The organism is Sphingobacterium sp. SYP-B4668, assembly GCF_027627455.1.
Lineage (GTDB): Bacteria > Bacteroidota > Bacteroidia > Sphingobacteriales > Sphingobacteriaceae > Sphingobacterium.
Window position 1 is genome coordinate 1,826,557 of the sequence record NZ_CP115483.1, and the last position, 23,265, is coordinate 1,849,821.

Sequence of the window (23,265 nt, forward strand, 5' to 3'; positions counted from 1 at the left end):
GAGATCGATTAAATCCCTAATGTCTTTTTGTTCTTGTGGATCCAATCATAGACAAGGGATGATTCAAAGCCTCTACTTACAGCATATTGGACGAGTTTGTTCGTCAGGATGTAAGGGTTTTGATCTTTTAGTGTGCTCACCTTTTTTAGTAAGATATCGTCTAATTTTTTGAGATAATCGTCTTCTTCGATACTGGATAATGCTATTTTGATGAGCGGTGTCGATACCTTTTTGAAAGTCAGCCCTTGCTTAATTTTATTTAGACCCCAAGCTTTCATCCTGAATTTACCAGAAGCATAGGCCAAAGCAAATCTTTCTTCGTTGAGAAAATTATCTGTAATCAATTCCCCTATGATTTTTTCGACGTCCTCTTGGTGTTGCCCCCACTCATAGAGCTTGTCCCTTACTTCCTGTTGGGACCGTTCTTGATAGGCGCAGTAACTTTCAGCTTTTGATTTGGCTTGTCCAGGAGTGAACGACTGCTTTTTCTTTTCTTGATCGTACATTTTACAAACTTAGATAAATTCATACTAATAAAATGGATTCATGAATTCCACATCTAATATCGGGGCAAAGTTTGCACCAAATTCAGAGTGACTTTTAGATTTTTGAATAGCCTCTCCTCTAATATCCTAAGCAGATGCATTTCCATAAATTTAGGTGAAAAAGAAGTCCAACTTAGTGAAAAAAATCACAATCTTTGAAGGACAAAAAACGAGAGGGATATGTATAGTATTTTAAAGATTCAGAATATTCTAAAGCCGATTCAAATTCAAGTGGTCGATCTTCAGGCAGAGATTCATTATTTACTTTATGATAGTCGAAAAATTTCACATGAAAAAAATGCACTGTTCTTTGCCCTTATCAACAGGAATGACGGACATAAATATATACATGAAGCTTATCAAAAAGGAGTACGTAATTTTGTGTTGAAAATCGGAAGCGACTACATTTCCGATTTACCAGAAGCCAATATCTTATGGGTGTCAGATACCTTGTACGCCTTGCAGGAACTAGCGAAACAAAAACGCAAGGAATTCGAACCCCCTGTCATTGGTATAACAGGAAGCAACGGTAAGACAATCGTCAAGGAATGGCTCTTTCAACTCATGTCGCCTGAGTACAAAATCTATAGAAGCCCAAAGAGTTATAATTCGCAACTTGGAGTTGCGCTTTCTCTTTGGGGATTGACGGATTATCACAATCTGGCCATCATCGAAGCAGGAGTGAGTAAAGCCGGTGAAATGGAGAGATTGCAAGAAATGATTGCACCCACATACGGTGTGCTGACCAATATTGGAATTGCGCATCAAGAAGGCTTCAAATCAAAGATAGCGAAAGCCGAAGAAAAGCTTCAATTGTTTAAAAATGCAGAAACGCTTATCTATCCGTCTAAGTATTTGGATGGGGTAATCTGTCCATATAGACCACGAAAGTTTGCTTGGGGAGACGAGTCTGGCAACCAATTGGAGGTGTATAGTATAAAAAAACAGAGCGAGGGTAAAACAATTGTCACTCTATCTTATAGTGGTCGAGCATTTGCTGTGGAGGTTCCCTTTGTGGACGATGGGGCTATAGAAAATGCGATTACATGTATTGCTGTTATGCTCCGCTTTGGTTATGATACGGTTGCTATAGCGGAGCGTATACAACAGATTGTCCCAGTAGAAATGCGTTTGGAGCTTAAGAATGGGAAAAACAATACCTCTATTATAGATGACTCCTATAGTAATGACCTTGTGTCGTTACAGATTGCACTGGATTTTCTAAACCAACAACATCAACATGCGCAAAAGGTGTTGATTTTGTCAGACATACCAGGACTAAATCTTGCAGATGAAAAATATTTAAGCAAATTGAGGAGTCTAGTCTCCGAACGTAATCTTCATCAATTGATTTTGGTTGGCCCGGAATTGAGCAGATATGCAGTACAGATTGCTCCATCCGCTACTTGTTACCCTAGTACAGAGGCCTTGCAGCAGGAAATTAAAAAACTCGATTTTCGAGATGCCACCATCTTGCTGAAAGGTGGTCGAGAATTCCATTTTGAAAAGATTAGTAAACTATTGGTCGCCAAATCACACGACACGCTATTGGAAATTAATCTCAATGCGGTGGAACACAATCTCAATGCATATAAAAATCTATTACCCTCCAATGTGAAACTGATGGCTATGGTCAAGGCTTTCTCATATGGGAGTGGTAGTTTTGAAGTCGCTAATCTACTGCAGTTCAATAAAGTTGATTACCTAACGGTAGCTTTTGCAGACGAGGGTGTGGAACTCCGGAATGGAGGTATTACCTTACCGATTGTAGTGATGAGTCCCGACGAGAATGCTTTTGATGTCATCTTGCAGAATAGATTGGAGCCCGAAATCTATAGTTTCAGAATATTGCGTGCATTTTTGAGCTTTTTGAACGTTAAAAAAATCACGGACTTCCCAATCCATATCAAAATAGATACAGGTATGCACAGATTAGGCTTCGTGCCAGAAGAGTTAGGCGCCTTACTCGATTTATTAAAGGATCAGACGTTAGTAAGGGTGCAAAGTTCATTCTCACACCTAGCGTCTGCTGGTAATTCCATTGATAATGCATTTACAGAACAGCAGATAAAGACGTTTGACCAATTTACGATAAAGCTACAAGAAGTATTGGGTTACCCGATATTGCGACATATCGCCGCAACATCTGGAATAGAATGGTGGCCATCTGCATATTTTGACATGGTACGACTAGGCATTGGGATGTATGGCGTAGGGATGGGACGCCCTGATTTGAATCTTCAAGAAGTAGGACAGCTCAAGACTAATATAACGCAGATTAAGGACATTCCAAAAGAAGAAACAGTTGGTTACAACCGACACGGTGTACTGCATAGAGATAGCCGAATAGCCACAATCAAGATTGGGTATGCCGATGGATATGACCGTAGATTTGGGAACGGAGTAGGACAGATGCTAATTAATGGGCAGTTGGTCAGCACTATAGGAGATATCTGTATGGACATGTGTATGCTTGATGTCACGGATATCGATGCCAGTGAAGAGGATGAAGTAATTGTATTTCCAGATATCAAATCAGCAGCAATAGCTATTGGAACTATCCCTTATGAACTATTAGTTAATGTCTCTCAACGTGTTAAAAGAGTATATTTTTATGAATAATCCGCACATCATTTTGCATCTTTGTATAGATTATTTTGTGCTTAGCAATTATGTTTTCAAAACTTTTTAGAGGATTTTTAAATTATTTCATCAAGGGGACACTAGTCGTTGTCCCTTTAGCAGGAGCAGTCTTCTTAATCCTGTGGATTGTTGCCTCGGTTGATTCTGCACTCAATTTGACCGAGCACTTCTTTGAAGATGAAAAAGGACATCCAATATATATTCCAGGTATTGGAATCTTGACTGTTATAATGGTGTTGGTACTCGCAGGAGTAGTATTCACAAATTTTGTAACCGATCCCATTAAAAATTGGATTAACCATCAAATCAATAGAATTCCTCTTTTAAACACGTTGTATTCGTCCATCAAGGACTTTACAGAAGCTTTTGTAGGGGATGCTAAGAAGTTTAACGAACCCGTGTTGGTAACGGTTAACGATATGGGGCTTAAAAAGATTGGGTTTCTGACTCAACATGATTTGAGTAAGCTAGACCTTCCAAACGAGGTCATCGTCTATTTTCCTTATTCTTATTCATTTGCTGGGCAAATAGTAGTTGTCCACGCCGATAAGGTGAAAAAATTAAATATGTCTGCCACGGATGCAATGAAACTAGTTGTTTCTGGCGGTGTCAGTGGGTTGGAATAGTTCAACCCAGTTGTTAATAGATACAGAAAGCTTCCGACTTTTGAATCGAATCGGAAGCTTTTTTATCATGTGTTGCTAGATCGTTATAGATTGGGCCTGCGCTGTTCCTTATTCGTGATTAGTAAAACTAATCCAACAAATTTGGGGTTACTATTCAAAATGCAAGCTGTTTAGAAAAGTTATTATTCTCATTTCGCGTGTCAAATTCCTTGGCAATCAATTGCGCCGTACTTAAATAGAAATGATAGATATCAGCCATTATATAGGTGTCCGAATTGCTGTAAATCGGATGTTCTAAAGGTAGTTTCAAAGATACTGGAGTTGTGGCAGGAATATTTTGCAAGGCCTCGATAATCCCCTTGGCAAAGAAAAACAATGTACTCTTATCGGTTTCCAAGGACCAGTTGATAAATAGCTGTAAGTAAGACCAAGCAGCAGTAGGTTTCAACTCAAATAAGACGGGTACAAAATTACCAATTGAGCTAATCAAGTAAGTATCTTCCTCCCGATCGGAGAGTTCTTGTTCTACGCGCTCAGAAAGTTGCTCAGCAATGTCCTTCTGATTGTTTTTTAAAGCATAATAGGCCAGGTTGATACGGGTAACTATAGGTACACGTGCACAAGTATATTGTTCCTGAAGGATGGGTTGAGCTTTGTTGTAACCCGCGTCAAATTCATTTGCTTGGAGATGAATCAGCACTTCGCTGTCCAATTCGCAAGCTTGACAATCACTAATGCCATCTCGTTGAAATGCGGTAATTTGTTCCTGTAGCAACTTGCTCTTCTCGATATCCTTTTCTTCGGCGGCTTTGTGCAACAATTTGGAATGGTAGGCCCTCAAGTTGTATCCTTCCTTTTCCGAGCGTCTTTTGAAATCTTCCATAATGCCGACAATTTGTGTTTTACTGATGTCCGGGTTTGACTGTACTTCACTAATAATCCATTTATACTTCCAAAGGAGTTCCTCCGGGTTGTGCTGGTCAGGATGTTCGTCATATGCATTTAAGAGCCAGCTAAAAGTAGGAAGAAAATTTCGTCGGTCATTGTGTTCCCATTCAATGTCCATTAATTGCATACGAAGCTCATACGCCCAATCGATATCATTGTTTTCATCGGCCAATTGAATGGCCTGAAGAAAATATCTTATCTTATCCTTGTCCTTATCACTTAAGTGGGATGCTGTATTTAATATTTTTTGAATCTGTAAAGTGTACATGGTATCACGTTATGAATCTAAATGTTTATAAAATTGTCAATTCCCATAATCAACAGATTGTTGATTCCCTCATTGAACAAGGTCATTTCTCTGTCATTTACTGGATATTTGCCAAGTAACAACGATTGTACATATAGTACATGTACGACAGAGCGAATGACATAGTCGTCTTTTACTGACAGCAGATTGTTGATTAGCTTGTTGCTTGAATTTAGGCAAAGCACCGGTTTGTCTGCGTTCTTTTTTGATGAGAACGATCCTAAAATGTCGTTGAGGGGATTGTCAGCGGATTTTTTGATCGACGAGGACGTGATGGATATATTGGACGCGATGTAGAGCGACGGGATGTCCAGTGGAGTATATGATTTGATGATAACTTCACAACCTTGCTCGTTTAGCACCTCATTCGCTGTGTCTAAAAATGTAAGATAGGTAATCTCTTGTTCGGGGGCTAGTTCATGGAATGATGCCAAGATATCCCTTGGTGTGATTTCTTTGATCCGAATGCTACTGTCTAAGCGTTGCGCTTTTTTGAGCAGTTCCTCTTCAAATGTATATGCTGCATTGATAACCAATAGTCCTTGAGATTCAGCAATGCGTCTCATTTGTTTGAAGTCGTCTATATTGGGGGTGTAATATATCTTATCTTGATATTGCCTAATGTTTTTGAACGTCCTGACTCCTTTATTGGTTTCAAATGGCAAATCTTCAAGAAAAACACTTAGCAATTCGATATCTTCTGCAGCAATGGCCTTTATGTGTAGATAGTGAGTGTGGATTAAGTTATGGTAGACACCCTCATCTATTGTCCGTATGTTGCGGAGGTAATCCTTTAAGGCTTCGGCAATTTCCTTTTGTGTCTCTTTCAATGTGTCGCTAGTCATCAGCGACTCCCGTGATGCAGTAGCTTGTAAGAAATCTGTGTTGATGATACATCTTACAAAAAATGCCCATTTAGGTAGTAGTCGACAGTCATCATCACTTAAAAACATCCTTTTGAGATACAGTTTGTGACTTTGCCGATTAGAGAATTGTGCTTTATGTGGTAGAATATAGACAATTGCTTTAAGTCCTCCAGTAGGGGCATCGATACAGAATGCATCTATAAAATTGGTGTGAAAAATACTGTTGCCCAGTTTTAATAATTGGTCTTTCGCTACTTGCTTGGTCAACCATAGGCCCGTAGAGTCGTTAATACTGGCTTTTTGACTTTCTTCTATGCATTCGATCGGAATAGGGAGTAAATCTCCATAATAGCTTAAATTGTGCTGAAGAGAAGTAAATGTGAAGAGGTGCGCCCATTCTTTTTTGGGACTTAGGATTACTCGAGTACCTATGGGGTGCTTTTCTGCTATTGGCTCTATTTGATAGGTTCCGTTAGAAAGTCCCGTCCACCTGACAGCATTTTCACTCATTGCTGATCGTGTCTCCAATACAATCTCATTACTCACAACAAAGCAGGAAAGCAATCCTATCCCAAATTTGCCAATAAAATCCTGTGCATCCACACTGTTGCGTTTCGAACTCTCACCAATAACAGCAATGAATTGATGTATTTCAGATTCAGTAAGGCCAATTCCATTATCCTCGAAAATTAGCTTTCCTAGGGCTAGACGCACAGTGATTTTGCCTTCGTGATATTCGTCTATATGTTGTACAGCGGTAATAGCATCGACCGCATTTTGCAGCAACTCACGCACAAATGTGTTGGGGTTGCTGTATAGATGTTCCGAAAGAAGGGATATCATCCCTTTTAAATTTACTTGAAAGATATACGATTCTTTATGTTCCATGGTTTATCTTTTTCCTCCGATGATTCGTTTGGCTTGTTTGTGTCCATTTTCGGCCGCGACGGTGAACCAATGAATAGCCTGTTCTTCATTCTCCTCGATGCCCTCACCCATTAAATGACAATTACCCAGTTCGAATTGTGCTGCAGCGTTATTTTGTTGAGCAGCCTGTTCGAGTAGCTTAAATCCTTCTTCTTTATTCATTGCTACCCCTTGTCCTCGAAGAAGTAAGAGACCTGCATGATATTGTGAAGGAGCATCCCCATAGTTTGCAGCATTTGCAAACCAGTGGTAAGCCTGGCTCTCGTTTTTTTTGATTCCAGTACCGTTTAGATAGCACCTACCTAAGCGATACATCGAATTTTTATTTTGTTGATTGGCTGCCACTTCATAATACTTGAATGCCTCTCCAGTATTGGTATGGGTGCCTATGCCATATTCATGACAGATGCCGAGACCTTCGGATATCAATTCATATTTATCGTAAGCCTCAACAAAGTAATCGAATGCTTTTTCATATTCATCTTTTTGGTCATAATCATATAGGTAGTAGTCACCTAGTTCTAATAGGGCGTAAGGCTGTTTATTTTCTCGGGCTTTATTCAGCCAAATGAGAGCTTCATCCGAGTTGGCGAGAATGGGCGCTCCAAGATTGCCGTGCAGAAGGTAGGAGCCTACTTTATACTGTGCATAAGGGTAATTAAGTTCTGCTGCTTGCTTCATCAAATCGAATGTCTTTTGGGCATCAAAGCTAACGCCAAACTCATATTCGTAGCACATAGAAAGTTCAACCATACTTTTCGGTAGGCCAGCGTCAGCGGCCTTTTGAAAGTGTTCTATTGCAAAATCTGGATTTTGTTCGTATACAATACCGTATCGGTAACAACGTCCCAATTCGTAGATACTGTTGATATCTTGGAGAGCTGCACCCTTCTCATACATTTGCACAGCTTGTTCTAGATTACGTTCACCCCCAGTATGGTAGCCAAATTCAAGATATTGGCCTCGGATGTAACAAGCATAACCATAGCCTCCATTCATCTCTGACGCTATAGTGAACAGTTCAAATGCACGAGAAAGGTCTTTTTCTAGACTTTCGTCTTCATACATAAAAGCTAACTCTGTGACTGAAGAGGGATTGTTCTGTTCAATTCCTTTTTCAAAATATACTTTAGCCTTTTCGTTGTTTACTTCCGTGCCTAAGCCATACCGATACATTCTACCCGAATTACTGTTGCCATATGAATGGTTCTGTTGAGCTGCTTGTTCATAATGATTTAAAGCAAGGTCTAACTTCGAGGTGCCTGATATTAATCCCAATTCATACATATAGCCAAGCCGATAATGGGCATATGGGCTGTTGTGACGTTCGATAGCTTTTTCAAAATAGAACTTGCTCATCTCTAGATTTTTGTCGATAAGCTGACCTTCAAGGTACAGCTCGGCCTTTTCTACAAGAGCATCCATGAGTTCTTTGTCAGCAGCTATGTCTAAATTGGCCAGTCCCTTGGCCATATTTTGATGATGCGGTACATAGAGCTGTAGTAGCGCCAAACGATATGTTGCATAAATATTTCCGTACAGATGAGCGATTGAAAACCAATGGAAAGCATTTCGATATGCTTCTTCTTCAGCCGCCTGGGGAGGACAGGATAGGTGTCCAAAATTGCTCATGGCTTCTAGACTGCCCAACTCTGCAGCCCTTTCTAAAAGGGCGAGCGCTGCCGTAGGCGTCTGGTCATCAAAAGTCAACAAAGCGTAACGAGTCATGGCGTAGGACGAATCGTATGTGTCCATACAATACTTATATATCGTCTTTGCTTTGTCCAAATTGCCTTGCCATTCGTGGCTACAGGCCTCCAATATATAGCTGTTCTTTATAATTTTGCTATCTTGACTGGTTCTGAGCGATGAATAAATAGTAGTCAGGTTATCAAACTCTTTGCCTTCCAGGTAAAGGTATCCTCTGTATAGCCGGCCCCATTCACTATTATCTTGGTCTAGCAAGCGGATGGCCTCCTCTTTGTCCTGTCGAGGGATATGATTGTAATACAAGAAATAGGCATATACAGGCTTCGCAATTGGTGCGTTGTGTGCTATGGCGAGTGTTAAGTAATGTGCAACCTTCTCTTTATTCTGATAGCCAGTGCGAGCTTCGTGGTATTGAAAGGCCAGCTGAGCGTACGCATCCGGCAAATGTTGCGCAAGATTATTAAGTATAGTTTCGAGTGTGTTCCAATAGAAATCATAATCTTCTTCGCTCAGAAGATAGCTGAATTTGAAGTCCAGCCCATCGTAAAAAAGCTTTTCGTAAAGTTGTACGATATCTACTGAACACTGTTGGAAATAAGAGGTCGATTGACTTAGGATAGCGAGGCCCGTCATCCAATTTTGGTCATCCTGTAAAGCGTTGTAGCTATAGTCAAAATTTAGTAAATCAGCTATTTTGATGTTGGACTGTGTAGTTTCGTACCGAGTACTTAAATTCATGATAATTGTTGTTTCTGCTGTATGGTGCAATACACGTATAGCACGCATGTGAAATCTCCAGTCAAAATAATTAAAATTTATTTATAAAATAAATCTGTAAAGGCTTTAATTTTTTGAACATCCAGAGCCGTAGTCAATAAATCTTCTTATGTGTTAATACTGTGGGTTTTATAAGTTTTCGACGTTTCAGTTAGTTGTCCCATCACCGGTTGTAGGATAATGGTGAAGTTGTAAGGCAATTTATGTAAACTTGCATTTGTAAATCGGGTTTAACAAGTACAAAGATAGGATATCGATGTTTAAAATATTTAATAGAGGGGGGGCGGCTGAACATGTGCCCACAGAGGAAGAAGGAATGGAATCTTTTTTAGAAAGCCAAATCGATCGAAATCTATTACAGCTATGGTGTGAACGATGCGTTGAAAATAGGATGGCAGAAGACCTCAATCTACAATATGCAAATCTCCAACGAATATCTTTTACGAGAGTATCACAAGTGATGTTGTCACTCCAGTATGAGGTTGAGTACATCAAAGCGTACATCGCGGTTTACCAGAAAATGCCAATGGAGGAGTTTTATGTCAACTTTGTCTCAAAATGGACAGGAAGTGAAATATTTGTTCCACCGTTTATTCTCATTCCCCTTATTCAGAATTCGCTAGTGTATGGATACTGTAGGATGGAAAGATTTCCCGTTAAAATAAAGTTGTCGGGGTCAGAAAAAATGTTGACCCTCGAAGTAAGTAACCGTGTGAACCATCACATTCCCGACCAACGGACTACCGCTATAATCCAAGCTTACAAAAAACGATTAAATTTGATTTACCCTAAGAGATATCAATTACTTTTCAATAGTAATAGTAATACGTTTAAGGCTTCATTGACACTTGAACTCTAGATAACATCGAAATGCTTGAGAGCATTCCAAATACCGTCGTGATCCACGTCATCGGTTATATAATCTGCAATGTCTTTTACTTCCGGATTAGCATTGCCCATGGCTACTCCAATGTGGGTATGTTGCAACATGGTGATGTCGTTTCCGCCATCTCCAAATGACATGGTTTCGTTAATCGTAATCCCAAAGTAGTCCAGAAAGATATCAATACCTACTTTTTTACTTTGTCCTAAAGGGTTGACATCTGCGAAAAGTGGTGTCCAACGAGAGGCAATTGAGTTGGGCATCACCGTCTTCATAAAATGATCTTCATGCTCTGGCTGAATGAAAATATTAGTTTGAAGTACCGTCGAGGTGTCAAAGTCTTCATATTCGCGCTGCATAGGGACGGGAAGATTCAGGGAGTCGTACATCTGCTGGATATCAGGAGTGACATTGAAAATCGAGATTTCCTGTTCAGACATTAACGAAAAACTTACTGGATTTGCTTGCTTTGCATAGTTCAAAAGAGATTGGATATCTTCTGCAGGTATCGGTTTTCTAAACAGCACATCTCCGTCTTTTGTGACGCAATACCCACCGTTGAAGGTGATAAATCCATCGAAATCTAAATATTTGATATGATTTAAACTATTAATCGAGCGACCGGTAGATACTATTATTTTGATACCTTTGGCTTGTAAGGTACGAATGGCATTTTCAGTGGATAATGGAATTTGGTGGGTGTTGAAACTTAATAATGTGCCATCGACGTCAAAAAAAACTGCTTTAATCATAAAAATATATCTCTTTTCGTAGTGAATTGCAAAAATACAAAAAAAAGCGGGGAGGCATCCTCAATAGGATGGTCAATGACACTATCGATTTAATTTAAATACTCGAAACGCAGTAGAGATTCCAAACAGGAAATCATCAGAAAGAGTCTCCAGTGTATTTGCCATTCGCGAAGTGCACAACCGTTTAACTCAGCAGCCTGAGTAAGTCATCTTTGTTGAAGTCTGCAAATAGTGGGTTCGTCCCATTTCCAATCAAGGTGGAGGCAATCTCTTTTTTCTGTTGCTGCAGTTTGATCATTTTTTCCTCAACAGTATCCGGTGTAATCAATCGTATTGCTGTCACCGCCTTGTCTTGACCTATGCGATAGGTACGGTCGATGGCCTGCTCTTCAACTGCTGGATTCCACCACGGGTCTATGAGATAGACTAGATTGGCAGCTGTAAGGTTCAGCCCCATGCCGCCCACTTTTAGAGAAATCAGCATAACACGAGTGTCTTCTTGTTCTTGAAAGCCATGTACTATCTTTTCCCGATTTTTACTTTTCCCCGTCAACATTGACACTTCGATTCCAACCTTTTCTAAAGCTTTTTTAACCAATTCCAGCATGGATACAAACTGAGAGAATACAACAATCTTTTGTTGGTCTTTTCGATCAGCTATTTGTTCGACAAGCGCTTCAATCTTAGCTGAATCTACTACACTTGTTAAGTCCTCCGCTTTCAGTAATTTAGTAGAATTGCAGATGAGTCTTAACTTGGTTAATCCCTTTAAGACATACATAGCGTTCTTACGGATTTCATCTCCATCGGATACAGAAATAAATTCTCTAAACTCCTTTTCGTAAAGGTCATAGATTTTCCGCTGGTCAGGTTTCATCTCACAGTATAGGATGATTTCGTTTTTCTCAGGAAGTTCATGCATTACCTCTTGCTTAGTTCGTCGAAGGATGAAGGGTTGAATCTTTTGTTGTAAGGACTTCATTCGCTTGCGATCGCTAAAGGCATCTATGGGTGTAGTATATACATCTTTAAAATATTTTTTGCTTCCAAGTAGTCCTGGGCAAGCAAAGGAAAGTTGGGCATACAAATCTAACGTGTTGTTTTCAATCGGTGTACCTGTCAACGCGATACGGTTGTAAGATTGAAGTAATAATGCAGCTTTGTATCGTTGAGAGTTAGGGTTTTTTATTTGTTGGGACTCATCCAAGAAAATATAGTTAAACGTGTATTTTTTCAAATAATTGATATCGGTCAATAGATTGTGATAAGATATCATTATCAGTTCATAATTTTTAAACTCCTCAGCACTTTTAAGACGCTTGGGACCGTCCAATATTAAAACGTCTATATCAGGGGCAAATTGCTGTAACTCACGCTTCCAATTGAAGATAAGCGTTGTTGGCAGTACAAGAAGATTACAGTTGCTCTCTTTTTTCTCTCGTTGGGAAAGGATAAAGGCGATAATTTGAATGGTTTTGCCTAATCCCATATCATCCGCTAGACAGCCACCCAGTCGAAAATCATCTAAAAAATTGAGCCAATTAAGACCTTCGTGTTGATAAGGGCGTAGTGTTCCATTGAATGTTTTAGGTGTTTTTAGTTTATTTATATTTTTGAAATTCTGAGTTTTATATTTAAGTAGTTGAATTTCCTCTTTAGTTTTTTTATCCAACTGATGCTCCTCGAAAAGATGGTCAATCGTTGAAAAATTGTTTTTTGAAACGAGTATATTGCCCCGGTCGTCTATTTCGCCCGCTTCAAAGTAAGTAGCAAATTTTTCAATCCATTCTTCAGGTAGAATTCCGACTGTACCATCATCCAAAGTGATAAATTTGGAACGATTACGAACGGCTTTCTCCAGTTTTTTAATAGCAGCTTTTCTGATGCCAAAATTTAAATTAATATTTACATTAAACCAGTTGATTCCACTTTTTACCTCAACTGTTACTTTACCTTTGAATGGGCTGATGTTATTGTTTTTAATAAAATTGAATCCTATAATGCTAATACCATGATTACGCCATTCTTCAAAGACATCCAAAAACCAATTTTCATTTAGAAAGTGTTTTCTGTGAAGATAAAAGTATAGAAAGGATTCTTGTAGTTGCTCTTCAAAATACGGATGTTGCTTAATAAGAAGGGCAATCACAGCTTGTTCTTTATCGTTACATCTTTTTACTAAGTAGCTGTTGCCGGTTGGGTCCATCCCGACTATCTGCCTTTGAGAGCGTATTGGAACTTCTATATCCGCATATCGAAATACAGGCGTTAGCGTTATGTAGTCCTGCGATTCATCTAAGTAGATGATTGCCTCCCTGTCCCCGTAATACTTTTGATGCGCCAGTTCTCTTTTGCTAATCTTAGGCATGTCTGGATAACGAATCTCTATAGACTGTGATAGAGACTCTAAAAACTTCGTGTTAAATGTCTTAAATATGGATTGATGTATGAGTAATTCTTTTCCTTTGTCATGGAACAGGGCTATCAGTTCAGCAATCTCTATTAGAGGGATGTGATAAAGTGTGTGGTTGATATGGATGAAATGCGTCAATTTTAGTGTAAGCTCATGCAGGGAGTATGATTTGTTTTCAATGCTGAGCGAAGCATGCAATGTCATAAATGACTCTCTTGTACGAATTTCCATAGCAGGAACGGCTGCCAACGACTTTAAAAATACTGGGGTGAGTTGAGTGGATGTTAAAGAGGCTGGGTGAGCGTCGTTATGCATATACACCGCTAATCCAAGTGGGTTTTTAACCACGGCGGAGAGTGCTCGCTGAAGCTGCTCATCTGTTAGTTCATTGGTGGATTGTGACAGTTGTTGTATCGCACTATAAAATTGACTTTCAAATACGTCTTTGGACTTCCATATACTGTCCAGCACAGGAATGGGATGTATAGGGTTTTTTAATTTGCCCTGTTTGGTTTTTTGAGCCAAACAGAGCTGGATTTGCAGGTGTTTGTAGAAACGATGCCTTTTGATGACAATAATAGTATCTTGTAGCGGCATATTTTTTGAGTCGGTGTCATTCTTTTTTATTTTAAAATAATTATGATCTAGTGAGATAATACTATTGTTTTGAAGAGATACTTCTAATTTATCTTGGTATCCTAGCTTAAGGTATTTCTCTATTTCCGCCTCTTCTGTAAGGCCGTATCGGACGCCTGCTTTTCTCAAACGGGTATCATACCGTTTATCAGAAAAGAAAGTCAACCACTCTTCATTACGGAAAAGAGAGATTAATAGTGTCCGTTGGTGTAGACAAATTCCAAACATTTCTGTGCACGAACATGACAACAAAAGACTTGGCTTTTGATATACCAGTCGAAGCGAATAGACGTGATTGTCAATCGCTAACCTGAAGCTACCTTGATAGCGCTGGATATTTTCCACTTGTAGTACCGGATCCGTAATTCGGGGGCCGTCTAACTCGGTTATATAGGAAAAACGATCGATTCCATCAAAATCAATATGTTGGATTTTATACTGATGAAACTCTGTATTATTGTAATAATCCATTACTGTCCAAACGCTGCATAGAATTCAAACTTAGATAAAATGCATTGCATTTGCGAAGGTCGAATAGAAAAAAGGTTAACTTGATTTGAGATACACGTCTAATGCATTAGTTTGAAACCTATGTAGTAATTGCGGCTGGGGGCAGCGTTAAAATAACGTCCGCCAAAAGCATTGATGTCATTTCCCAAGCTGTATTTTTCATTCAGCAGATTGTCTACACCAGCAAACAATTGTAAATTACATCCCTTTACGAGAGGTGTTGTCCAATTAATTTTGGCTTGTAGCAAATGATATTTATCCGCATACACAGTGTTTGCATCATTTAATGGAATACTTGATGTAAAATTATGCATTATATTGATGCCAAAATTTTTATCGAATGTTAATGATACGTGATTGACCCAAATCCAGTCGGGGGTAGCGGTTAATTTATTGCCGGAGAAATCGTCTTGCCCAACTTTATATTGTGCAAAACGATAGTGGTTGTATGTCATATTACTTCCCAATGATAGGGATTGGATAAACTGTTGCTTTCTAGGGGCAATCAAGTAGGTCAAAATAGACGCTTCAATACCTTGTTGGTCTACTTTTCCAGCATTCAGAAAATATTCTTTCCCGCTCTCCCTAATCTGACGGATAATGGCATCATCCATGCGGAAATAGTAGTAGGCTGCGTCTATAATCAGTCTTCTATTCCAACTTTCTGCACGCAAGCCAATTTCGTAGTTGGTGCCCGTCTCAGGCTTGAGGTTAGCATTAAATTCATTATCTGAGGGATATATCTCTGCAATTGTGGGAGCTGAAAAGCCCTTACTGATAGAGGTTCGAGCAGCTATTTGATGTGTGAGCAGATAGGAGGCTCCAAAACGAGGCATCCACGTAGTGCCAAAATCAATTTTTCGGAAGCGTTCAGTAGCTTCGGGGAAGATTTCTTCATATTTGATGGCATTATAATTCAATCCAAGAGAGGCTTCCAACGTGAGCTTTTTAGCGATTAGCGTCTGTCCACGTAGGAAATAGAAATGTTGGTCATTTTCTAATCTATTCTTGTTTTGTGTATGGGTAGCAATACCTTTTTCATTGTCAAAGTTGTCTATTTTGTAATCTCCCTTTTGTCCTTCCACTCCTAATTGAAATTGTAATTGGAGCTGTTCATTATCCTCATTGTGATAAGATATATAGGAACGTAGCCCAATGTTGTTTTCGTCTCGCTTTTCAAAATTGGTGATAAAAGGATTTTTTACATTAGCCAGGCTTCCAAATAAACTAATGACGTGAGTAAAATAATTGGACAATTCATAGGTATTGGAAAGACCTCCAAAAAATGTTTTATTATAGATTCCTGCTCTCTGCTCCATTGCTCCAGGATTGGGCCCCGCGGGTGGTCGTGCTGCAGTAGGATCTTCATCATATTGCGCCTGTGTCAACCCCCCAGGTGTACGATAACCAAGATTAGCATATAATGCTAGTAGTTTCAACTGTCCGGAAGGACTGTAGTTCCAGCGATGTGTTGTCTGTATGGTTTTCTTATTCAGTGCTGAATTCTGGCGATAGCCATCACTTCTGCTAAAACTCTGGTCTATAGCGAAATTATAGTTTTGCGTAGGTTGTAGCGCCGTAGATAGCTGCTCTTGAAAGCCTCCGAAAGAACCACCCTGAATAGCGAGCGAACTACCAAGGTGTGCGTCAAAACCATTCGGAGTAAGTTGAATAACTCCACCTGAGTTTGGTCCGTATATTGATCCATCTGGGCCTTTGATGATATGGAGGCCACGCACAGAAGCGGGATCTAAAAGGTTAAGATAGGTATTGCCACCTGCGTCGGTTAGCGGAAACTCATCAACATAGATTTTGGCGTTTCGAATGCCAAATGGAGAGCGAATCAAACTCCCCCTCATAGCCAATCGGTAACTGCCTGGCGATCGTTCTTCCATTCGTATACCAGGTACAGTATTGATTGCTGTCAACAAGGTCTGGTTACCCTGACTAGCAATTAAATCCTGACCAATACTTTGGGCCGATGATGTCAACGTCAGAAGCGGTCGTTTGGCAAAATATGCATTGATTTGTATAGGTGATAGTGGATTATCAATACTATCTGTTAATTGGACTTCCTGGGCAATCAAATGGCATGAAGCAGAAGTAGAGAAGAAAAGAGCTAGGGCTTTGATTAGTCGCATGTCGTGTTTAGGATATAAAAGTTCCTAAATTAACAAAAAACACTAAACTTTGGTGTTTTATCCTTTAAAAAGCTTCATTTAGACCAAGAAAAAAACCTCTATTACCATACTTCCCAAAAGCATAATCCAAGCACAGATTGGTTCTTGTGGCTTTGTTGAATAGAACTCGTAATCCAGCACCACCCCCAGGTTGCCAGCGTTGGAATAGTTTAGTCCCAATTTCGTCACTCGCTGATTGCATATTGAAGAATGTAACTCCACTTAAGAATTTATTTGCCATTATGGGAAATCGATATTCAACTTCAGAATAAGCAAATGATATCCCTTTGAAATAACCTATAGTATATCCTCTTCCTGTACGTACATTGGTGTCTTTACTTGTTCCTGGGAGGTCAAAATAAGGCAGTGTGCCACTAAGCCTATACGACCCCCAGTACCAAAAGGCTAGTAAATGATCAGGATGCTGAGTTGAAAAGCTGAAATACTTTCTAAAATCAGTTACCATTTGAATAGCATTTTTACTGCTTCCCATCCAAGTCTGGTTGACGCGTATCCCAACATCGGTGTAGATGCCCTTGTAGGCTCTATTAGGATGGTCTCTGGTCATATATTGCACATTGAACAATAGTCCATTCGAATTGTATCGCTTAGGGTCGAATCCATGTTTGATGCTATAGAGATAGGGTGGGGTTGGACCATTAACTAATTGTGGTTCTTCAATTTTTCTACGCATGTCGAATGAAACGCCAGCGCCTAAAAAAAGTCCATCTGCCACTTGTCTATAAATCTTTTCATTGAAGACATAAGAATTATATTTGGAACCGTAGCGATTTCGTTCTGGATTAGCAATGATACGTTCTTCCTCTGTTGTCCAAGCATGCATATTCATCCCGATACCAGCATCAGGAGCTACCATACGTACAACTGCCATGCTGCCTTGTAAATTCCATTTATTACCCGGTGTGAAAATATTATGACTCAAATAGGCGACCATAATACCTTTGGTTGTAATTGAGGCTGAAGTTGCCCCTACAGACATCGTCGTATTCGGTTGATTTCCCAACACCTTACCCGCGACAGCTTTAATGCCCCCTTGAGCGCCAATGGTTGGATTGTAAGCAACATTCGGCATAATGGTAATGGGAGATCTTTTTTTCGAACGGTCAGCCTCCCGACGAGGGTGGAATATGTTTACGAATAAATCGCTGATATCATATTGATCCGTAGAAGCAAGTATTGGTTCAGTTTTATTTTCAGATATCAATGTGTCCTGTGGACGTATATGCACCACGCTACTAGTATCGTGCTGAGCGAAAGATAGCGGAGCGACACCTAATAACAATATTATAGATAGCAGATAGCGTAAAAAGTAGCGTTTTATAAGTGTTTTGCTTGCTAGGGTTGTTAATATCATTATAATAGAGGTCTCGTCTGGTTAAAGATAGAAAAATTGATTAAAGATTTAACAAACAAGTCGGGCTATAGTTTCAATTCGTACTAATGACTTGATAAAAAGAAAAGCCAGCATGATTGTTATCATGCTGGCTTTTTAATAAAGTCTCTGTTTTCGATATTATTCTTCTACATATCCCATTTTGCTGAATTTTTCAATCCTCTCACTGACCAAAGTGTCTGAGTCTTTTGCTTTTAAGATTGTCAAATCTGTTAGGATTCTTTTCTTAACGGTTTCTGCAGTCGTATTTGGGTCTTGGTGTGCCCCTCCAAGAGGTTCTTCTATAATACCGTCGATAAGTCCATTTCCTAACATATCGTTGGCCGTTAGTTTTAATGCTTCAGCAGCTCTTTCTTTATGATCCCAACTTCTCCACAAAATAGATGAACAAGATTCTGGTGAAATAACTGAATACCATGTGTTTTGTAACATATATACACGATCTCCGATACCAATTCCTAAGGCACCACCAGAAGCGCCCTCACCAATCACGATACAGATAATGGGTACTTTGAGGACGGACATTTCCAAAAGATTGCGGGCGATTGCTTCTCCCTGACCTCTTTCTTCAGCTTCCAGACCAGGGTACGCACCCATAGTGTCAATAAGAGTGATGACGGGTTTGTTGAATTTTTCCGCCATTTTCATCAAGCGTAATGCTTTGCGGTATCCTTCAGGATTAGCCATTCCGAAATTACGGAATTGCCGCTCCTTGGTGTTCTTACCTTTTTGATGACCGATAACCATAACTGATTGTCCGCCAATGGAGGCAAAACCACCTATGATTGCTTTGTCGTCCTTTACATTTCTATCGCCATGAAGTTCAATGAATTCGTCACAAATCATGTCAATATAATCGAAGGTTTGCGGACGCTCTGGGTGTCTGGACATCTGTACTTTTTGCCACCCGGTCATATTATTGTAAACCTCAAGTTTGGTCTCTTCCAACTTCGCTGTCAAATCTTGGATAGTAGCATTCATATCTACCTTGGTTTTTTCAGCTACCTGGTTTACTTTTTCTATCTGCGTTTGCAAATCTGCAATGGGTTTTTCAAAATCGAAAGTCGTTTCCATATGTTCTTATGAAAAAAATTAGAGGGCTAAGGTAAGGCTATTTTTAGGTAATTTAAAATTTTACTAGACATTCATTTGACCGATGATGTCAATTGCATTTGTTATTTTTGCAATGGTTTTGGACAACTTGCTAGATAAGTTGGAAATTATTAGTTCACTTTTTATAACAATATCATGAAATATTGGAGCCTATTTGCCTGTTGCTTCTTTTTTATAGTCACTGCAGTCAAAGCTGATACTTATCCTGAAGTGATATTTGATAATAGCTTAATAGGTGGCAGCTATGCCAAAAGTATGGTTACTTACAAAGGAAATAGCTGGGTTGAAAATGTTAAAAAGCACCTTCCTGTATCCGATACGCTGTTTTTTACTCCGGGAAATGCATTGTCCTTAAAATACTTTGATGCCATTGATGGATCCTGGGAAGCGGATATATTTTATAGTAGACAGAAGTTCTTTTATCAAATATCCAATAAGGATGTCTTAACTTTAAAGATATACGTTCAGAGTCAGGCCACCACTCTGGACAATCTCCCAAAATTGATTGTCAAACAAGGCTATAAAGAGTCCTTACCTATAAAGATGGATTCTTATATTGACGACTTTACAACTAATAGTTGGATTAATGTGGAGATTCCTGTTAAGGATATCAAAAATATTACAGAAGGAACCATAAGTGCCGTCAGCTTTAGAAATGAGGGTGGCAGCAATCAAAATCATCAGTTGTTTATCGATCAAATTGAATTTCTCCCTGAGCGGCACCCTGATGTTAAACTGTCCTCTCCGGCGATTCTATCTAAGGCTATGGCCTATGATAGGCAGGTCCTACTAAACTGGCAATTACCTTTAACACCTAGCATCCGTTATATCAAAATATACCGCTCTACGGATAAAGAGAACTTTGAGCCCGTAGCAGTGAGACCAATACACATGCAGGGTTGTCTTGATCGTGTGCCTGAAGTAGACAAGACCTACTATTATAAAATCGCTTGGGTGGACTATAATTATATAGAATCACCCTTTTCAGAAGTGAAAGAAGTGAAGACGAAAAAAATGTCTGACGAGGAGTTGATGGATGTGGTGCAAGCGGCACACGTGAACTATTTTGTGGAAAATTTTGATTTCAATAGCGGGATGTATCTTCCTTATCGTAGAAAGGACAAGGCTATTGTCTCAGTTAAGGAGTCGGGGTATGCAATATTAACACTGTTAATCGGCGCAGAGAGAAAGCAAATTAGCAGACAGGCTGTTCTGGGAAGGATTGATAAAATGGTCAATTTTTTGGAACAGGCACAACAAAAGGATGGTGTTTTTCCTGAGCTATTTGATGGAAGGACAGGGTTGCCGGAATATCGAAACCAGAAACCAAAGTACAACCTCACATCTACAGCGAGTATTATTGAAGCCCTATTGGTTGCTAGGCAGTATTTCTTTAAAGAAGATGTGCCCGAGGAAGTTGTATTACGCGAGAAAATTACCAAAATTTGGGAACGAGTGAATTGGAAAGCTTTTTCTTTCAATAGTGATGGGGTGGTCTTGTGGGATAGTTGGTCTTCAGTAGATAGTACTCAACGGTCATATCTTTTAGGTGGATTTAATAGCAGTATGAACGCATATTTGTTAGGACTGTCTTCGCCGACCTTCCCGCTTTCGTCGCAAGCCTACAATAGTGGCTATGCAAACATCCATCTTCACGGGGGGCAATTGCCTACTTATTTTTCACAATTTGTAGTCACAGATTCCCTATCAACAGACTCTATTTCGGATGAGAATACCTTAAAAGATACATCGGCTATAATCTGGTCGCGGTCTATGATAAGTGATACAACCAAATTTGGTTTGGATACCAAAATTCCAGAACTTGGGGTGCCTCTTGTGGATGTGTATCGTATGTTTTTTACCATAGCCCCGCATGGTCGTAAAGATCAATTTATAGACTATGAACAACAAGTACGCAATCTTATCTATATTGCCAAGAGAAAGGATAATGAGATGGGAGTGGGGACGGCCCAATCAGATATTTGGGGATATTATCATTCTCGTAATGAAACAAATGGTACACGCATCAATCCCGCAGTAGGTACATCCGCTGTCTTTGTCGATAAGGAGGTAGGATTGAAAGCGATGAAAGTACTCTATGAAAAATATGGAGATGTTCTTTTGACGGAATATGGATTTAGAGCTTGGTTAGATTTAAAAGATAATGATGTTTCTGATGAGTATGTAGCAATTAATCAGGCCGCTGTAGCTATTATGATGGAGAATGGAAGGTCTGGTTTGATTTGGAAGCTTTACAGCGAAATTCCAGAGATTAAGAGAACACAAGAGTCTTTATTAAAAAAGGATTAATATGTTAACTGGATGGAAAGAATTACAAGAATTGTCGAGTAGCCTCAAATCCCAGAGTAAACTCATGCCCGCTCTCTTTGTCGGTCACGGGTCGCCAATGAATGGAATCGAGGACAACGAGTTTTCTAGAAATTGGGCACAATTGGCGAAGGAGATTCCAGAGCCCCAAGCAGTATTGGTGGTGTCGGCCCATTGGTATACCGATAGTACAAAGATTACAGCTATGGAAAGCCCTCAGACCATTCATGACTTTTATGGTTTTCCCAAAGAATTGTTTGCGATAGAGTATCCAGCACCCGGCAGTCCTGTATTGGCCGAGGAAACCAAGGCTTTAATTACACAGACGCATGTAGAATTGGATCACGACTGGGGATTGGATCACGGCACTTGGACAGTAGTGCGACATATGTATCCTGATGCTAAGATTCCAGTACTCCAGTTGAGTATTGACTATCGTCAACACCCTTTATGGCATTATGATTTAGGTAAAGAGTTGCAGGGATTGAGGAGAAAAGGCGTACTTATTATAGGAAGCGGTAATATGGTACATAATCTGCGAATGATATCCTGGAAAATGATAGATGGAGGTGGATATGATTGGGCCTATGATATGAATGATACCTTCAAGAGTTTAATCCAAAAGAGAGAGCATAAGACACTTGTTCAATATGATCAGTTGGGAGCAGCAGCAATTTTAGCGATACCAACCCCAGAACATTATTTGCCGATGCTATATACCTTGGGACTACAGGGAGATAAAGAAGATGTCACGTTTTTTAATGATAAGCTTGTGGGTGGGTCTTTAAACATGACGTCCTTTAAAATATCGCAATAAATCAATGCCAGACAACTGGTTTTAAAGATTTTTATTATCTTTAACAGATTAAAATCACAAAATTTCATAAGTTATCATTTTTTCATGAAGCGGATTAACATATTAGCATTAACCCTACTTTCAGCATTAACGCTTTTTTCTTGTAAACAACAAGCCCTGACTGTAAATCCTGGCGCGGTACTCAGTAAAGATGGAACCGATGACGGGTTGAAAAATGTCAAAGAAGAATTTAACGACGCTTCCCGTACTGATGAAGGTATTAAGTTTTCCCTTTCTTCAGATTTTTTGTTTCCAACCAATTCATCTTATTTGACAGAAAAATCTAAAGTTGAATTGAGTAAAGTTGCCAAACTATTAAAAGAGGATGCAAAAGCAAAAATTCGCGTAGATGGTCATACCGACGCTACTGGTGAAGCGGGGTATAACCTTTGGCTGTCGGAAAAACGTGCAGCATCTGTGAAGAAATTTTTAGTTGATTCAGGTATTTCTGATGGTAGGATTGCGATAAAGGGACTTGGACAAACTAAACCTGTTTCAGATAACAAAACTCCAGAAGGTCGTCAAAAGAATAGAAGAGTAGAGGTCGTTATCTTAAACGGAAAGTAGATTGGCATTTTATATCTAAAGTAAATAAGGGCAGTATAGGTACTGCCCTTATTTATTTTATGGCGCTATTATTGTCAATTAAGGGATGGTTGTGTCGTAGCGAAAAGAGTTGTAGGCAAGAACCGATAATGGGTAAAAAAGAATATGAGTACCACCATTAACACTTTATCGCTATTGTTCTTGAATTGTCGTTTAAGTATATCTAGAATGGATACGATGATCAAAATCGTGGGAATGAAAGTCAGCGAAGTGAGAATCATTATT

At 39.4% G+C, this 23,265-nt stretch carries 15 protein-coding genes; 6 read left to right on the forward strand and 9 right to left on the reverse strand.

Translation table 11 applies throughout. The features are described from left to right. Positions 1–8: 8 nt before the first annotated feature. A complete protein-coding gene (locus OQ289_RS07720; RefSeq protein WP_270090136.1) occupies positions 9–506 on the reverse strand; it encodes a regulatory protein RecX in 498 nt (165 codons plus the stop codon). Between the two features lie 219 nt (positions 507–725). On the opposite strand from OQ289_RS07720, the gene OQ289_RS07725 reads away from it, so the two are divergent. Both OQ289_RS07725 and OQ289_RS07730 read left to right on the forward strand, forming a co-directional pair. After that, positions 726–3,167, forward strand: coding sequence for a bifunctional UDP-N-acetylmuramoyl-tripeptide:D-alanyl-D-alanine ligase/alanine racemase (locus tag OQ289_RS07725; protein ID WP_270090137.1), 2,442 nt, complete (start codon positions 726–728; stop codon positions 3,165–3,167). Positions 3,168–3,217: 50 nt separating this feature from the next. Continuing rightward, a complete protein-coding gene (locus tag OQ289_RS07730) occupies positions 3,218–3,814 on the forward strand; it encodes a DUF502 domain-containing protein (protein WP_033565927.1) in 597 nt (198 codons plus the stop codon). Between the two features lie 154 nt (positions 3,815–3,968). Here the strand turns inward: OQ289_RS07730 and OQ289_RS07735 are convergent, their stop codons facing one another. From OQ289_RS07735 to OQ289_RS07745, 3 genes are read right to left on the reverse strand one after another with little or no spacing between them, the layout of a single operon-like run. Then, positions 3,969–5,030, reverse strand: coding sequence for a hypothetical protein (locus OQ289_RS07735; RefSeq protein WP_270090140.1), 1,062 nt, complete (start codon positions 5,028–5,030; stop codon positions 3,969–3,971). A 17-nt stretch (positions 5,031–5,047) separates the two neighbouring features. Then, the gene (locus OQ289_RS07740; RefSeq protein WP_270090141.1) at positions 5,048–6,823 is read right to left on the reverse strand and encodes an HSP90 family protein; all 1,776 of its coding nucleotides are present in this window, start codon (positions 6,821–6,823) and stop codon (positions 5,048–5,050) included. Between the two features lie 3 nt (positions 6,824–6,826). After that, positions 6,827–9,310, reverse strand: a complete 2,484-nt coding sequence (locus OQ289_RS07745; RefSeq protein ID WP_270090142.1) for a tetratricopeptide repeat protein — start codon at positions 9,308–9,310, stop codon at positions 6,827–6,829. A 295-nt stretch (positions 9,311–9,605) separates the two neighbouring features. Here OQ289_RS07745 and OQ289_RS07750 point away from each other — a divergent pair, with 295 nt between their 5' ends. Then, positions 9,606–10,208: a histidine kinase gene (locus tag OQ289_RS07750; RefSeq protein WP_270090144.1), complete on the forward strand. Its 603-nt coding sequence runs from the start codon at positions 9,606–9,608 to the stop codon at positions 10,206–10,208. On the opposite strand, the gene OQ289_RS07755 is transcribed toward OQ289_RS07750, so the two are convergent. The 5 genes from OQ289_RS07755 to OQ289_RS07775 form a co-directional block, all read right to left on the reverse strand. Beyond that, a complete protein-coding gene (locus OQ289_RS07755; RefSeq protein WP_270090146.1) occupies positions 10,205–10,984 on the reverse strand; it encodes a Cof-type HAD-IIB family hydrolase in 780 nt (259 codons plus the stop codon). The two genes, OQ289_RS07750 and OQ289_RS07755, sit on opposite strands and share 4 nt — an antisense overlap. A gap of 184 nt (positions 10,985–11,168) precedes the next feature. Beyond that, positions 11,169–14,504, reverse strand: coding sequence for a DEAD/DEAH box helicase (locus OQ289_RS07760; RefSeq protein WP_270090148.1), 3,336 nt, complete (start codon positions 14,502–14,504; stop codon positions 11,169–11,171). Positions 14,505–14,602: 98 nt separating this feature from the next. After that, positions 14,603–16,684 (reverse strand): TonB-dependent receptor, encoded by a 2,082-nt coding sequence (locus OQ289_RS07765; RefSeq protein ID WP_270090149.1) that lies wholly within the window; start codon positions 16,682–16,684, stop codon positions 14,603–14,605. A gap of 64 nt (positions 16,685–16,748) precedes the next feature. Beyond that, the gene (locus OQ289_RS07770; protein ID WP_270090150.1) at positions 16,749–18,098 is read right to left on the reverse strand and encodes a BamA/TamA family outer membrane protein; all 1,350 of its coding nucleotides are present in this window, start codon (positions 18,096–18,098) and stop codon (positions 16,749–16,751) included. A gap of 159 nt (positions 18,099–18,257) precedes the next feature. Continuing rightward, positions 18,258–19,211: an acetyl-CoA carboxylase carboxyltransferase subunit alpha gene (locus OQ289_RS07775; protein WP_270090152.1), complete on the reverse strand. Its 954-nt coding sequence runs from the start codon at positions 19,209–19,211 to the stop codon at positions 18,258–18,260. Between the two features lie 174 nt (positions 19,212–19,385). On the opposite strand from OQ289_RS07775, the gene OQ289_RS07780 reads away from it, so the two are divergent. The 3 genes from OQ289_RS07780 to OQ289_RS07790 all read left to right on the forward strand — a co-directional run bounded on the left by OQ289_RS07780 (position 19,386) and on the right by OQ289_RS07790 (position 23,001). Next, the gene (locus OQ289_RS07780; protein WP_270090153.1) at positions 19,386–21,560 is read left to right on the forward strand and encodes a glucoamylase family protein; all 2,175 of its coding nucleotides are present in this window, start codon (positions 19,386–19,388) and stop codon (positions 21,558–21,560) included. Between the two features lies 1 nt (position 21,561). Then, positions 21,562–22,395 (forward strand): 4,5-DOPA dioxygenase extradiol, encoded by an 834-nt coding sequence (gene ygiD, locus OQ289_RS07785; RefSeq protein WP_270090154.1) that lies wholly within the window; start codon positions 21,562–21,564, stop codon positions 22,393–22,395. A gap of 84 nt (positions 22,396–22,479) precedes the next feature. After that, a complete protein-coding gene (locus tag OQ289_RS07790) occupies positions 22,480–23,001 on the forward strand; it encodes an OmpA family protein (protein ID WP_270090155.1) in 522 nt (173 codons plus the stop codon). Positions 23,002–23,265 lie beyond the last annotated feature (264 nt).